The following is a 14,484-nucleotide window of genomic DNA, read 5'->3' on the forward strand; positions in this document are numbered from 1 at the left end:
CCTCTCCCGTGGAGACGCCCGAGATGCCCGAGACGCCGAGACGCCTGAGACGCCCGAGACGCCTGAGACGCCCGAGACGCCTGAGACGCCCGGGGTGCCCGAGACGCTCGGGGCGCCCGGAACTCCGGGGACGTCTACTCGTCTACTCGTCGAACGTCACGACCACCTTCTCGGCCGCCCCCGGCGTCAGCGCCAGCTCGAAGGCCCGGTCGACCTCGGCGGCGGGCACCCGGTGGCTGATGAGCTTGGCGAAGCGCTCATGGTGCTCGACGATCTCGGGGGTGACCTCGAAGATCTCGGTGGGGTAGCCCTGGGAGGCGACGAGGGTCAGCTCGCTGCGGAGCATGCCGCCGAGGTCGATCTCCGAGCCCTTCTTCTGCACGGCGACCATGACGAGCTTCGCGCCCCACTTGGCCGACCCCACCACGGTGTTGAACACGGCGGGGACACCGGCCGCGTCGATGAAGATGTCGGTTCCGGGCCGGGGCTGGCCGAGCGCGTTGGCGGCCTGCCCGTGCAGTTCGGTCAGCCGTGCGGCGACATCCTCCTTGCCCGAGTCGATGACGGCGTCCGCGCCCACGGCCAGTGCCTTCTCCAGCCGGGAGGGGATGACGTCGGCCACGACCACGTGCTTCACACCGCGCAGCTTCAGCCAGATCGCCGCGCCGAGGCCGATGGGCCCGGCACCGAAGACGACGACCTTGTCGTCGGGCCCCGCCTCGGAACGGTTGACGCAGTGCCGGGCCACGGCCATGGGCTCGTTGAGGGAGGCGATGTCGAAGGGCACGGAGTCGGGGAAGACCGCCACGCCCTTGCCGACCTCGGCGTTCTCGATCAGCAGGTACTCGCTCATGCCGCCGTACCTGCCGCCGCAGCCGATGATGCCGGTCGGCGCGTCCTGCGGGTTGACCACCACCCGGTCACCCACCGCGAGGCCGGTGACCTCGGTGCCGACCTCGACGACCTCACCGGCCGGCTCGTGGCCGAGCGGCACCGGCACCATCTCGCCGCCCTGGTGACCGCGGGACGGCATGCCTCCCATGTGGAGGAAGGTCACGTCGGTGCCGCAGATGCCGCAGGCGCGTACGCGGACGAGGGCGTCCTTGGGGCCGGGCACGGGACGCTCGACGTCCACCACCTCGACCTTGCCGACGCCGGCGGTCTGGACGGACTTCATCGTCGCCATGGGGAGACTCGCTTTCTGGAGGTGCGGGACAGGGATGCCGCGGAGTGGGATGTGTGGAGAGGTGTTGCCGGTCGGGTCCGGCCCCGGACGGGTTCCGGGAACCGTGACCCGACCGGGTCGGGCCTGGGCGCGGGCCGTCAGACGGCGGCCCAGGCGTCGTCGACGGGCAGGATCACGCCGTTGACGAAGGCGGCCGCGTCGGAGGCGAGGAAGAGGATGGCGTCGGCCTGCTCCTCGGCCGTGCCGAGGCGCCCCATGGTGGCGCCGATCAGCCCGCCGACGACCGCCGGGCCGTGGGCCTTCTGGTCGGCGTCGACCTGGATGTTGGTCAGCGTGGGGCCGGGGGCGATCGCGTTGGCCCGGATGCCCTGCTTGCGGTACATCACCGACAGGCTCTTCACCAGGCCGACGACGCCGTGCTTCGACGCGGTGTAGGCGGCGCCGGCCGCGCTGCCGCGCAGCCCGGCCTCGGAGGCGGTGAAGACGATCGCGCCGCGCTCCGCCTTCAGCATGTGCGGCAGGGCGGCCCGGGTGAGCAGGAACGGCGCGGTCAGGTTGACCCGGATGACCCGCTCCCACTCGGCGTCGTCGACATCCGCGAGGGCCGACATCCGGTCCATGATCCCGGCGTTGTTCACCAGGACGTCCAGTCCGCCGAAGGCCTCCACGGCACGCTCGACGACCGCGTCCACGACCGCCTGGTCGCTGAGGTCGCCGACGACCGCGACAGCGGTGCCGCCGGCGGTCCCGATCGTCTTGAGGGTCTCCTCGGCGGCCTCCTCGTTGAGGTCGGCCACCAGGACCTTCGCGCCCGCCGCGGCGAACTTCAGGGCCGCGGCCCGGCCTATGCCGGAACCGGCGCCCGTGACGACGACGCTGCGGCCGTCGAGACCGATACTGCTCATGAACTGTCCCTCTTTCGTCGGGTGGGCCGGTCGCCGGGCCGGGGAGTGTCCGCCCCGGTCGGCCCACGATCAGTCGTCCGATGGTTCATGGGCGCGCCCCCAGGGCGTGCAGGACCGCGTCGGCCATGCCGCGCTCACCGCGCTCGTTGGGGTGCACGGAGGCCGCGGGGGAGCGCGGCACAAGTGGCTCGATCCAGCGGGTGCCCTCGGCGGAACAGGCGTCGTGGCCCTCGGACGCCCCGTACGTGTCGACGTACCGAGCCCCGGCGGCCTCGGCGCGTCGGCGCAGCATGGTGTTGAGCTCCCGCTCCTTGCTCCGGACGAAGGCGAGGTCACCGGGGGCGAGGCCCAGCTCGCGGCCGCAGTCACCGCCGTCGGACGGCAGGATCGCCGGATAGCCGACCACATGGACCCGTGCCTTCGGCGCCCGCCGTCGGACCTCGTCCAGCGCGCGGGCGAGGCGTTCGCCCGCCGCCTCGATCTTCTTCCGGATTTCGTCGCGGCCCCCGTACGTGTACAGCTCCGTGCACGGGGCGTCGCCGTCGCCGTCCCGGCCGCCGGTGACCTCGTACAGCACACCGCTCGTGACGCACCGCCGGATCACCGAGGCGAAGCCGATGTCGTTGCCGCCGATGCCGAGGGTGACCAGCCGGGTCGCGCCGGACAGGGCGTCGAACTGGGCGGGGTTGGTGCCGTCGTCGGTCGACTGGGGTGCGGACAGGTCGGCGATGGTGGCTCCGGTGCAACTGACGTCGCGGAAGTCGGACGCCTTGATCTTCAACTCCGCGGCGACCAGTGAGGGGTAGTTCCGGCCGGACCGCTCACACCCGGCGGGGCTGCCGCTCTGGTCCGGGATCCTCGGCCCGGCCGTGTAGGAGTCGCCGAGGGCCACGTACGGGCCTGTCGGGGGCGCCGGGGCACGGCCGCCCCCGTCGCCGTCCCGTCCGACACCGATCGCGATGACCAGTACTCCGCAGGCGAGCGCCCCAGCCAGGCCGGCTCGTAGAAGGGTCCTCATCGCTGTGTCCTGTCTTCCGTCTGCTGTGGTCTCGTTCGCTCGGCCGGGGGAGGAGCGGCTGGGGCGGCCGGGCGAGTTCGGGTCGTACGGGGTCGGGCTCGGCGTGCGTGAGGCACCGGGGGTATGAGGGTGTCCCCGGGCCCGGCGCCGTTCGGGGGGAGGTGATCGGCTGCCGGGTCCGGGGACGGCGCCGGGCCCCGTCCCCACGGGTGCGGCGCGTCGGGGCCGTTCCGCTCGAACGGCCCCGGTCCTTGGTCGCCCGCGGCCGGGGAGGCCGAGGGCGAGGGTGGGTCTTCGCTTCGTCCGTCCTCCGGCCTTCTTCCGGAGCGGACCCTGTCGTCTTGCTTGAGTTAGGCAAACACATGTGACTTACTTGAGTCAAGCAATCGAGCGAACGGGATTGCTTGAGTTAGGCAACGAGAAGGGTAGGGTGATGTTCATGTCCCCATCGCCGCCGACGGCCGGTCCCGCCTCCCCGGAAGTGATCGAGATCGAACGGGCTCTGACGCAGATCACCTATCTGAGCACCAGGGCCCGGCAGCACGAGCGGCTGATGGCCCTGGCCGGAGTGCCGCTGGACCGGGCCGCCGTGGCCCTGTTGCGCCAGGTGGCCGACTCCGAGCCGCTGCGCCCGGGGGAGCTGGCGGGTCGCCTCGACGTCGAGGCCTCCCATGTCACCCGCCAGGTCCAGCAGTTGGAGAAGTCCGGCTACGTCACCCGGGTCGCCGACCCCGGTGACCGCCGTGCCCTGCGCATCCGCCTCACGCCCACCGGTCAACAGGCCGTCGACCGCATCCGCGATGCCGGCGCGGTCGGCATGCGCATGGCCCTCGCCGACTGGTCCCCCGACCAGATCCGCCAACTCGCCACGCTCTTCCACCGCATGGCCGAGGTGTTCCTCGCCCACGCCGTCGACGAGGGCCAGGGCCCCGACGCGGGTCCCCCCGGCCTCGCCGACTGCCCCCGAAAGGGGCGCGGAGAACAGTGCGAGCCACCACGACGGACGGAACCCCGCCCCCACGGCGGCACCCCCACGGCGAGCAGGCTCTCAACGCCCCCAAGGCCTTCGGCCACGCACGACACCCGGCCCAAACCGCCGGCGGCAACCCATGCCGAAGGCGCCCCCAAGGAAAGAGCCCGACACGAATGGCCTTAACCATGTACGGCAGTGCCAGTGAGAATCCGTCGCTCCCCCGGGGCGCGGGGCAGCACGTCCTGATCGTGGTCGACGACCCGGACGTCGCCGAACTACTGTCCACGACCCTGGAGTTGGCGGGATACCGCATCCATGCGGCGGAGTCGGGCACGGAGGCGGTGGCACGGCTCACCGAGCAGCGGTTCGACCTGGTGGTGCTCGACCTGGCGCTGCCGGACCTGGAGGGCCTCGGCAGGGAGCGCCGCCCCGTCGCCCACCGCCCGCCGGTGCTGTTCCTGACTCAGTACGACTCCCTCGGCAAGCTTCTCCCCGAAGTCGGGCTGGGGGAGCAGGACTACGTCACCAAGCCCTTCCGCATCGCCGAGGTCCTGGCCCGCGCCCAGGTCCTGCTGCGCGGCCGAAAACCCGTCCGTCGGGACAGCGAACTCTCCTACGACGACCTGGTCCTGGACGATCCCGCCTGTCAGGCCCTGCGTGCGGGGCGGCCGTTGAACCTCACCCCGGCGGAGTACCGGCTGCTGCGCTACCTCCTCGTCAACGCCCACAAGGTGCTGTCGAAGGAGCAGATCGGCCGCTATGTGTGGGGCGACTTCCACGGCGACAACGCCATTGAGCAACTAGTCTCCCGGCTCCGCCGCAAGGTGGACCGCGAGGGCCCGCCACTGATCCACACCCGCCGGGGCTTCGGCTACTGGCTCGGTGGCTCGGGCGGCCAGGAATGAAGCTTTCGTGGACACTCCGAGAAGCAAACGCGCACTGACCACGTCGGAATGCGTGACACTCCGCGACGTCGTCGGCAGGGCGGCGCCAGAACACTCCGGCGCCGCCCTGCTCCGTCCCCGCGGCCCCCGCTCCGGACACTTCTGTGGACGTCAACTCATGCCCGGTGAAAGCTGGTTGCGGTCGAATGCGCGATCCGCACGGCCCGGCGCCCCAACTCGGGATGTGATCCGGCTCACGTCAGCTTCTTGTCAGGTAACTGGCCGGGAGGCGTCAGACCGCTCTGTTTGCATGTGTTCATCGAGGCCTCGAAGCAGTCCCCCGGCGCTCCCCACCGGAGCCCCCACCACCGAGGAGAGACCATGGCCGACACACTGACCGACGCCGCGTCCGACACGAGCGGGCAGCTCCCCGAGTATCCGATGCCCAGGGCGACGGGCTGCCCGCTCGCACCGCCGCCGGCCGCGGCGGAGCTGCGCGGCGACCAGCCGATCACCAAGGTGCGGATCTGGAACGGCAGCACCCCGTGGCTGATCACCCGCCACGCCGACCAGCGGACCCTGCTCACCGACCCGCGCGTCAGCAACGACGACCACGAGCCGGACTTCCCCCACGTCAACGCGCACCGCGCGGCGATCGCCCCGCACACCCCGAAACTCATCACCAACACCGACGCGCCGGAGCACACCCGGCTGCGCCGCTCGGTCAACGCGCCGTTCCTGGTGAAGCGGATCGAGGCCATGCGCCCGGCCGTACAGAAGATCGTCGACGACCTGATCGACGACATGCTGGCCGGCCCCAACCCGGCCGACCTGCTCACGGCCCTGGCCCTGCCGGTGCCCTCGCTGGTCATCGCCGACCTGCTCGGAGTGCCGTACAAGGACCACGAGTTCTTCCAGGAGAACAGCAACCGGGCCCTCGACAGCGCCCTGACGGCGGAGGAGGCGTCCGCGGCGGGCCGCAACCTGGGCGGGTACCTGGACGCCCTGTTCCGGGAGAAGCTCGTCGAGCCGGGTGACGACGTGCTGTCGGAGATGGCCGGCCGGGTCAAGAACGGCGAGATGGCCCACGAAGAGGCCGTCAACATGGGCGTGGCCATGCTGATCGCCGGGCACGAGACCACCGCGACGATGATCAGCCTCGGCACGCTCGCCCTGTTCGAACACCCCGACCAGCTGGCCGTGCTGCGCGAGACCGACGACCCGAAGGTGCTCAACGGCGCCGTCGACGAGCTGCTGCGTTACCTCTCCATCGTCCACTCGGGGCTGCGCCGGGTCGCCAAGGACGACATCGAGATCGGTGGGCAGGTCATCCGCAAGGGCGACGGGCTCCTGTTCGACCTCCAGACCGCCAACTGGGACCCGAACGCCTTCCCCGAGGCCGAGCGCCTGGACCTGAGCCGGCCCGCCCGTCAGCACAACGCGTTCGGCTACGGCCCCCACCAGTGCCTCGGCCAGAACCTGGCCCGCCTCGAACTCCAGGTCGTCTACGGCACGCTCTACCGCCGCGTCCCCACCCTCCGCCCGGCCGCCCCGATCGAGCAGCTGGCTTTCAACCACACGGGGACGACGTACGGCGTGAAGTGCCTGCCCGTCGCCTGGTGACACCCCCCCCACGAGTACGCGAGAGTCAAGGAGCAACCCATGCGTGTGGAACTCGACGAACCGAAGTGCGTGGCCTCCGGCCAGTGCGTGATGGCCTCGCCCGAGGTGTTCGACCAACGGGACGACGACGGCGTCGCGATCCTGCTGGAGGAGCACCCCGCCGACGACCTCATGGACGGTGTGCAGGAGGCCATCGCGATCTGCCCCGCCGCCGCGATCCGACTGGTGGACCAGTGAGGCGGATCCTCGTCGTGGGTGCCTCCGCCGCCGGACTGGCGGCGGCGGAGACGCTGCGCCGCGAGGGCTACGACGGCACGCTCACCCTCGTCGGCGACGAACCCCACGCCCCGTACGACCGGCCCCCGCTGTCCAAGCAGCTCCTCGCGGCGGAGTGGGACACCGACCGGCTCACCCTGCGCACCCCGGCCCATCTCGACGGACTCGACCTGGACCTGCGTCTCGGGGCCGCCGCCACCGGCCTCGACCTCAGGGAACGCGAAGTACGGCTGGCCGACGGCTCTTCGGTGCCGTACGACGGACTGGTCATCGCCACCGGCGTGCGGCCGCGGCGGCTGCCCGGTGAGGGCGCGCATGTGCTGCGCACCCTGGACGACGCGCTGACGCTGCGGGAACGCCTGACACCGGGGACGCGGCTGGTCGTGGTCGGCGCCGGGTTCCTCGGCGCGGAGGCCGCCGCCGTCGCCTGGCGGCTGGGCGCGAAGGTCACCCTCCTCGAACCGGCGCCGGTACCGCTGGCGCACGCGGTCGGCGGGGAGGTCGGCGCGGTGTTGTCCCGGGCCCACCTCGACCACGGGGTGGACCTGCGGACCGGTGTCACCGTCACCGAGGTGGCCGAGGACGGGGTACGGCTCGCGGACGGTGAGACGATCGAGGCCGACGAGGTGCTGGTCGCCATCGGCTCGCTGCCCAACACCGAGTGGCTGGCGGACAGCGGCCTGGGCGTCGGCGACGGCGTGCTGTGCGACGCGTACTGCGAGGCCGCGAGGAACGTGTACGCGGCCGGTGACGTCGCCCGCTGGTACAACCCGCTGTTCGGTACCTCGATGCGCATCGAGCACCGGACGAACGCGGCCGAGCAGGGCATGGCGACCGCCCGCAACCTGCTCGGGAGCCAGGCGCGCAAGCCGTTCGCGCCGGTGCCGTACTTCTGGTCCGACCAGTACGACATGAAGGTCCAGGCCTACGGCCATCTGCGCGGCCACGACGAGGTGTCGGTCGTCGACGGGGACCTCGCCGAACGCCGCTTCGTGGCCGTCTACCGCACCGGCGACCGGGTCACCGGCGCCCTCGCGGTCGGTATGCCGCCCAAGGCGATCCGGCAGTGGCGGCAGGCCATCGCGTCCGGCACCGGATGGCGCGAGACGTTCCCGTCGGAGAGACCGGCGGCAGAGGGGGAGGTCGACCATGGTGGAACAGTTGCCCGGCCCGTCGCGTGACGTGGTCGTCGTCACCGGCGCCGGCGGGATGGGCCTGGCGGTCGCCCGTCGGCTCGGCAGCGGGCGGACCCTGTTCCTCGCCGACGCCTCGCGCGGTCAACTCGACCGGGCCGTCGCCGCGTTGCGCGACGAGGGGTACGCGGTACGGGGCGTCCTGACCGACGTGTCCGACCGCGAGTCCGTGGACAGGCTCGCGCAGGAGGCGGCCGGTGAGGGCCGGGTGGCTGCCGTCGTGCACACCGCGGGGGTCTCCGCCGTCCAGGCTTCGGCGAAGACGATCCTGGAGGTCGACCTGCTGGGCACGGCCCATGTCATCGACGCCTTCGAGGCCGTGGCCACGCCGGGGACGGCCATGGTCTGCGTCTCCAGCATGGCCGGCCATGTCGCCTCCCTCAGCGCGGAGGACGAGGCCGCCCTCGCCACGGCCCCCGCGGAGGAACTCCTCGGGATCGGCGCCGTCGAAGCCGTCGGGGACAGTTCGACGAGGGCGTACGTCGTGTCCAAGCGGGCCAACCACGTGCGCGTCGAGGCCGCCGCGCTCGCCTGGAGCCGGCGCGGCGCCCGTATCAACAGCGTCAGCCCGGGGATCATCGCCACCGCCATGTCGAAGGCGGAGGTCGAGGGCCCGAGCGGCGCGCGCATGCTCGCGATGCTGGAGGCGAGCGGCGCGGGCCGCACCGGCACCCCGGCGGAGATCGCCGACGCCGTGGCATTCCTCATCGGCCCCGAAGCGGGTTACATCACCGGCACGGACCTGCTCGTCGACGGCGGGCAGGCCGCCTGGCTACGGCGCCACCGACCGGCCTGACCCCACGGCGCACGAGCGCACCACCACAACCGCACCACCCCGACCGCACCACAGTCGTACAAGGACCGCAGAGAGGACACCGATGTCCACCCCCCACACGCCGTCCGTCCCCACCTCCTTCGACCCCACGGCCTTAGACCCCGACGAGCTGGGTTTCGACCCGGAGGCGCTCCGCGCCCGGTACCGGGCCGAGCGCGAGCGCCGGATCCGCCCGGACGGCGGCGCGCAGTACCAGCGGATCGCCGGTGAGTTCGCGTACTACGACGACGACCCCTACACCGACCAGGAGTTCACCCGCGAGCCGCTGCACGACCGGGTCGAGGCGATCGTCGTCGGCGGCGGCTTCGGCGGGCTCCTCGCCGCGGCCCGGCTGCGGCAGGCGGGCGTCGAGTCGATCCGGGTGATCGAGAAGGGCGGCGACTTCGGCGGCACCTGGTACTGGAACCGCTACCCCGGCATCCACTGCGACATCGAGTCGTACATCTATCTGCCGCTCCTCGAAGAGCTCGGCTACGTCCCGAAGTGGAAGTACGCCCCGGGCGAGGAGATCCGGCAGCACACCCGGGCCATCGGCCGCCACTTCGACCTCTACCGGGACGCGGCCTTCCAGACCGTCGCCACCGAACTGCGCTGGGACGAGACGGAGTTGGAGTGGACCGTCGCCACCGACCGTGGTGACCGCATGCGGGCCCGCTACGTCGTCGTCTCCAGCGGCACGCTCAGCCAGCCGAAGCTCCCCGGCATCCCCGGCATCGAGACCTTCAAGGGCCGCACCTTCCACACCAGCCGCTGGGACTACGACTACACCGGCGGCGACGCCAGTGGCGGCCTCACCGGGCTCGCCGACAAGCGGGTGGCCGTCATCGGCACCGGGGCCACCGCCATCCAGGTCGTCCCCCACCTCGGGGCCGACGCGGCACACGTGTACGTCTTCCAGCGCACCCCCTCGACGGTCGACGTACGCGGCAACGGGCCCACCGACGAGGAGTGGGCGAAGACGCTCACCCCCGGCTGGCAGCGGCAGCGCATGGACAACTTCCTCAAGACCGTCACCGGCGTCCGGGTCGAGACGGACCTGGTCGACGACGCCTGGACCAGCAGCGCCCGCCTCCAGGAGAAGCTCATCCCGACCGACGCCTACGCGGACGTGCCGGAGGACGAGCGGGAACGGGCGTACGAGATCGCCGACTTCCAGAAGATGAACGAGCTGCGCGACCGGGTGTCGACGATCGTCGAGGACCCGGAGACCGCCGCGAAGCTCAAGCCCTGGTACCGCTACATGTGCAAGCGGCCCACCTTCAGCGACACCTACCTGCAGACCTTCAACCGTCCCAACGTCACCCTCGTGGACACGGCCGACACCCACGGCGTCGAGCGGATCACCGACAAGGCGGTCGTGGTCGGCGGGGTCGAGTACGAGGTCGACTGCGTCATCTTCGCCACCGGCTTCGAGGTCGGAGTCTCGGGGCTCCTGTCCGGCCGGCTCCCGGCGTACGGCCGGGACGGCGTGGGCCTGCTGGAGACCTGGATGACGGCCGGCCCGAAGACCCTCCACGGCTTCTACAGCCACGGCTTCCCCAACCTCTTCCAGCTCGGCCCCATGCAGAACGCCAGCGCGGTCAACTACGTCCACATCCTCGACCAGCAGTCGATCCATGTCGGCGAGGTCGTCGCCGAGGCCCGCAGGCGCCGCGCCCGGTACGTCGAGCCGACCGCCGAGGCCGAGGCGGCCTGGGTCGCCACGATCCGCGAGAAGGCCGCCGACCTGCACAAGTTCCAGGCGGAGTGCACCCCCGGCTACTACAACAACGAGGGCCGGCCCAGGAAGCGCAGCGAGTCGTACGGCGACGGGCCGGTCGCCTTCCACGAACTGCTCCGGCGCTGGCGCGCGGACGGTGGCATGGACGACGTCCTCGTCGGTGCCGAGTGAGAAGGGAGGGAGGAGACATGACCACCCTGGGAGAGGACTTGAGCATCCGGCACCGGTGGGCGAAGGCGCCCAACCGGTACGACGAGAGCGGTGATCTCCGTACCACCAGCGCCCGTTGGCGGGCGCGCCGGCTCAACCCGCCCAATCCGCTGTGGGGTTCCAACGGTGTCGCGTTCGGCCCCGACGGGCGGCTGTACGTGGCGCAGTTCCTCGCCGGGCAGATCAGCGCCGTCGACCCGGCGACCGGGGACGTCGACGTCGTCGTCCCGATGGACAGCCCGGTGCAGTCGCCGGACGACCTCGCCTTCGGCGCCGACGGCTCGATGTACATAGCCGACCTGGTGCCGGGCCGGGTGTGGCGGCGGAGCCCGGCGGGGGAGTACGGCCTCGTCTCCGACGAGGTGACGAACCCCAACGGCATCACCTGTATCGGCGACCGGCTCTTCGTCAACGAGATGAAGCCCAACGGCCGTCTGATGGAGCTGTTCCCGGACGGCGGCGACCCGGTCGTGCTCACCGACGGCCTGGCCCTCGGCAACGCGATGCAGCGCGGCCCGGACGGCTGTCTGTACTACCCGCACATGATCACCGGCCAGGTCTGGCGCATCCCACCGGACGGCGGGACGCCCGAAGTGGTCGCCGAGGACGTGCACGAACCGGTCGCGGTCCGCTTCGACCAGGGCGGTGTCCTGCACGTCCTCTCCCGGGGCGTCGAGGGCATCGTCACCCGCATCGACCTGCACGGCAGCGGCACCCGCACCCTCGTCACCAGCGGTCTGAAGGGGCTGGACAACGCGGCGTTCGACACCGAGAACCGCATGTTCGTCTCCAGCTTCGCCAGCGGCGGCGTCACGGAGCTGCACCCCGACGGCCGCACCCGCGAGATCGTGCGCCGCGGCCTCGACGGCCCCTACGGAGTGACGGTCGACCTCGGCGGCACGGTCTACGCCGCCGACCACTACCGGCTGGCGGGCCCGGCGGCCGACGACGAGGGCGAGCCGGTCGGTACGTCCGCGGAGGCGGGGCCCGGCGGGGTGCGGACCCACCTCCTGCTGCCCTTCGCGCACGGCATCACCGCCGACGGCGAACTGCTGCACTACACCTCGCAGTTCGGCATCGTGCAGACCTACGACCCGGCGAGCGGGGCGCTTTCGGAGCGGGCGCGGGGGCTGAACCGGCCCATCGGCATCGCGGTCGGACCGGACGGCTCGCTCGTCGTGGCCGAGACGGGCGCGGGCCGGGTCGTGGCCGTCGACGCCGAACCCGGGTCGGAGCCCGGCACCGTCACCGTGCTCGCCGAAGGCCTCGACCGTCCCACGGACGTGGCCTTCGACGCGGAGGGCCGTCTCTACGTCAGCGAGGAACGGCTCGGGTCGGTGCTCCGGATCGAGGCGGACGGCGGGACTGTCGTCGTCGCGGACGGGCTCGGCGCCCCGCAGGGGCTGGCGGTCCTCGGGGAGGAGCTGTTCGTGGTGGAGACCGGGCACCGCAGGCTGTGCGCGGTCGACCTCACCACGGGGGAGCGGCGGATCGACGCGGAGGATCTGCCGGTCGGGCCGCCCCCGGGCGTCGTCCCCCGCACCGAACCGGCGCTGTTCGCGGACGTCATGCCCGGTATGGCCCGCCGCTTCGCGGGCCTCGCCGCCGCCCCGGACGGGACCCTGCTCCTGTCGGCCAACGGCGAGGGCACCGTGCTGCGGCTCTCGCCGAGGGCGGGGGCTCAGCCGGAGCGGTAGAGCGCCGTCAGCAGTTCGATGGCGGCCGGGGTGGCGGGATGCGGGTCGTCCCGCCACCAGGCGAGCCGTACGGCGATCGGCTCGGCGTCGCGCACCGGCCGGTAGACGACGCCGGGCCGCCGGTACTGGTTGGCGGTGGCCTCCGCCGTCACGCCGACGGCGCGGCCCGTCGCGATCGTGGTGAGCCACTCGTCGACGTCGTGCGTCTTCTCCGTCGCCGGACGGGAACCGGGCGGCCACAGATCCGTGGTGGTCGTGCCGGTCCGGCGGTCGACCAGCAGTGTGTGCCCGCTCAGATCGGCGAGCCGCACCGATCTGCGGCGGGCCAGTGGATCGTCGCTCGCCATCGCGCACAGCCGCCGTTCCAGCCCCACGATCGCCGAGTCGAAGCGGCGGTCGTCCACCGTCCGGCGGACCACGGCGAGGTCGCAGGAGCCCTCCGCCAGCCCGGCCGTCGGGGAGTTGGCCCGCACGAACTGCAGGTCCGTCTCCGGATGCGCGGTACCCCAGCGGCGCTGGAACGTCAGCGTGTGCCTGCCCAGCGCCGACCAGGCGTACCCGATCCGCAGCCGCACGTGGCCCGAGGTCGCCTCCCGCACCAGGTCGTCCACCTCGCCGAGCACCCGCCGCGCGTGCGCCACCACCCGCAGTCCGGTCGGCGTGGGCGTCACCTCGCGGGAGGTCCGCCGCAACAGGCGTACGCCCAGGGCCCGTTCGAGCGAGGCCAGGGTGCGGGACACCGCCGCCTGGGAGACGCCGAGCGCCATGGCCGCGTCGGTGAAGGTGCCCTCCTCGACGATGGCCACGAGACACCGCAGCTGCCGCAGCTCCACATCCCCGGCGACGGGGCCCGTGTCATCCATGACTCCAGCGTATAGATCGGGACGCGGATGCATTTTGCGCAAGGGTCGTCCGGGCGCACGATCGGCGCATGGACACCGCCTCCGCTCCCGCTTCGTCCGGCACGGTCCCCGCGTCCCCGCCCTCGTCCCCGTTCCCCTGCCCGTCGCCGGCTCCCGGCTCCGCTTCCGAGTCGGGCGGGGCCCGCCTGGCCGGTGTTCTCACCATGGTCGGCTGCGGGGTGTCCAACCAGGTCGGGGCCGCCCTCGGGTCGCTGGCCTTTCCCGTGCTCGGGCCCGCCGGGGTCGTCGCGATACGCCAGTACGTCGCCGCGATCGTCCTCGTGGCCGTCGGCCGGCCACAGCTGCGGTCCTTCACCGCGCGGCAGTGGTGGCCGGTGGTGCTGCTGGCCCTGGTGTTCGGGACGATGAACCTGTCGCTGTACACCGCCATCGACCGCATCGGTCTCGGACTCGCGGTGACCCTGGAGTTCCTCGGTCCGCTCGCCATCGCCCTGGCCGGCTCGCGCCGCAAGGTGGACGCGTGCTGTGCGCTGATCGCCGCGCTGGGCGTGGTCACCCTGATGCGTCCGCAGCCCTCCGCCGACTACCTGGGCATGGGCCTCGGGCTCCTCGCCGCCGCCTGCTGGGCGTCGTACATCCTCCTCAACCGCACCGTCGGCCGCCGTATCCCCGGCGCGCAGGGTTCCGCGGCCGCCGCCGGGCTCTCCGCCCTGGCCTTCCTGCCGGTCGGCATCGGCGTCATGGTCGTGGCACGGCAGCCGCCCACCGCCGGGGCCGTCGGCTACGCCGTCGCCGCCGGGATCCTCGCCTCGGCCGTGCCGTACCTCGCGGACGTCTTCACCCTGCGTCGCGTACCCGCCCAGGTCTTCGGGCTCTTCATGAGCGTCAACCCCGTCCTGGCCGCGCTGGCCGGCTGGATCATGCTCGGGCAGGACCTGGGGTGGGTCGAGTGGGCGGCGATCGGCGCGGTGGTCGCGGCGAACGCGCTGAGCATGCTCGTGCCCGTCCGCCCCTCCACCGGGTGAGGGATCCAGGGCCGGATCCGCTCGCTGCGGTGTTCATGGACACTTGCTCATTTATTGACAGGTGTCCATTATCGTC

12 protein-coding genes and 1 pseudogene are annotated in these 14,484 nt (G+C 72.1%); 9 read left to right on the top strand and 4 right to left on the bottom strand.

Annotated elements, in window-relative coordinates:
• Positions 1–142 precede the first annotated feature (142 nt).
• The 3 genes from OG272_RS42530 to OG272_RS42540 all read right to left on the bottom strand — a co-directional run bounded on the left by OG272_RS42530 (position 143) and on the right by OG272_RS42540 (position 3,109).
• Positions 143–1,186, bottom strand: coding sequence for a zinc-binding dehydrogenase (locus tag OG272_RS42530; RefSeq protein ID WP_326574399.1), 1,044 nt, complete (start codon positions 1,184–1,186; stop codon positions 143–145).
• A gap of 137 nt (positions 1,187–1,323) precedes the next feature.
• A complete protein-coding gene (locus tag OG272_RS42535) occupies positions 1,324–2,091 on the bottom strand; it encodes a glucose 1-dehydrogenase (RefSeq protein WP_328224477.1) in 768 nt (255 codons plus the stop codon).
• An 85-nt stretch (positions 2,092–2,176) separates the two neighbouring features.
• Positions 2,177–3,109 carry an SGNH/GDSL hydrolase family protein gene (locus OG272_RS42540; RefSeq protein ID WP_328224478.1) on the bottom strand — a complete coding sequence of 311 codons (933 nt, stop codon included), beginning with the start codon at positions 3,107–3,109 and terminating at the stop codon, positions 2,177–2,179.
• Positions 3,110–3,548: 439 nt separating this feature from the next.
• On the opposite strand from OG272_RS42540, the pseudogene OG272_RS42545 reads away from it, so the two are divergent.
• From OG272_RS42545 to OG272_RS42580, 8 genes and pseudogenes are all read left to right on the top strand, one after another.
• Positions 3,549–4,055 (top strand): annotated as a pseudogene (locus tag OG272_RS42545) (MarR family winged helix-turn-helix transcriptional regulator); the annotation flags it as partial.
• Positions 4,056–4,267: 212 nt separating this feature from the next.
• The gene (locus OG272_RS42550; protein WP_326585517.1) at positions 4,268–4,987 is read left to right on the top strand and encodes a response regulator transcription factor; all 720 of its coding nucleotides are present in this window, start codon (positions 4,268–4,270) and stop codon (positions 4,985–4,987) included.
• A 360-nt stretch (positions 4,988–5,347) separates the two neighbouring features.
• Complete coding sequence (locus tag OG272_RS42555) at positions 5,348–6,589, top strand: cytochrome P450 (RefSeq protein WP_327726674.1); 1,242 nt, start codon at positions 5,348–5,350, stop codon at positions 6,587–6,589.
• A gap of 39 nt (positions 6,590–6,628) precedes the next feature.
• On the top strand, positions 6,629–6,826 hold the full coding sequence (locus tag OG272_RS42560) for a ferredoxin (protein ID WP_257537290.1): 198 nt from the start codon (positions 6,629–6,631) through the stop codon (positions 6,824–6,826).
• The gene (locus tag OG272_RS42565; RefSeq protein ID WP_328224479.1) at positions 6,823–8,046 is read left to right on the top strand and encodes an FAD-dependent oxidoreductase; all 1,224 of its coding nucleotides are present in this window, start codon (positions 6,823–6,825) and stop codon (positions 8,044–8,046) included. Before OG272_RS42560 ends, OG272_RS42565 begins: the two co-directional genes overlap by 4 nt.
• The gene (locus OG272_RS42570; protein WP_328224480.1) at positions 8,015–8,854 is read left to right on the top strand and encodes an SDR family oxidoreductase; all 840 of its coding nucleotides are present in this window, start codon (positions 8,015–8,017) and stop codon (positions 8,852–8,854) included. The genes OG272_RS42565 and OG272_RS42570 overlap by 32 nt, the downstream gene beginning before the upstream one ends.
• 82 nt (positions 8,855–8,936) lie before the next feature.
• Complete coding sequence (locus OG272_RS42575; RefSeq protein ID WP_326574392.1) at positions 8,937–10,784, top strand: NAD(P)/FAD-dependent oxidoreductase; 1,848 nt, start codon at positions 8,937–8,939, stop codon at positions 10,782–10,784.
• Between the two features lie 17 nt (positions 10,785–10,801).
• Positions 10,802–12,520: a PQQ-binding-like beta-propeller repeat protein gene (locus OG272_RS42580; protein WP_328224481.1), complete on the top strand. Its 1,719-nt coding sequence runs from the start codon at positions 10,802–10,804 to the stop codon at positions 12,518–12,520.
• On the opposite strand, the gene OG272_RS42585 is transcribed toward OG272_RS42580, so the two are convergent.
• Complete coding sequence (locus tag OG272_RS42585; protein ID WP_328224482.1) at positions 12,505–13,383, bottom strand: LysR family transcriptional regulator; 879 nt, start codon at positions 13,381–13,383, stop codon at positions 12,505–12,507. The two genes, OG272_RS42580 and OG272_RS42585, sit on opposite strands and share 16 nt — an antisense overlap.
• Positions 13,384–13,451: 68 nt before the next feature.
• Here OG272_RS42585 and OG272_RS42590 point away from each other — a divergent pair, with 68 nt between their 5' ends.
• Entirely contained in the window at positions 13,452–14,408 is a 957-nt protein-coding gene (locus OG272_RS42590; protein ID WP_328224483.1) for an EamA family transporter, read from the top strand.
• Positions 14,409–14,484 lie beyond the last annotated feature (76 nt).

Origin of the sequence: Streptomyces sp. NBC_00104, from assembly GCF_045160825.1 — a bacterium.
Lineage (GTDB): Bacteria > Actinomycetota > Actinomycetes > Streptomycetales > Streptomycetaceae > Streptomyces.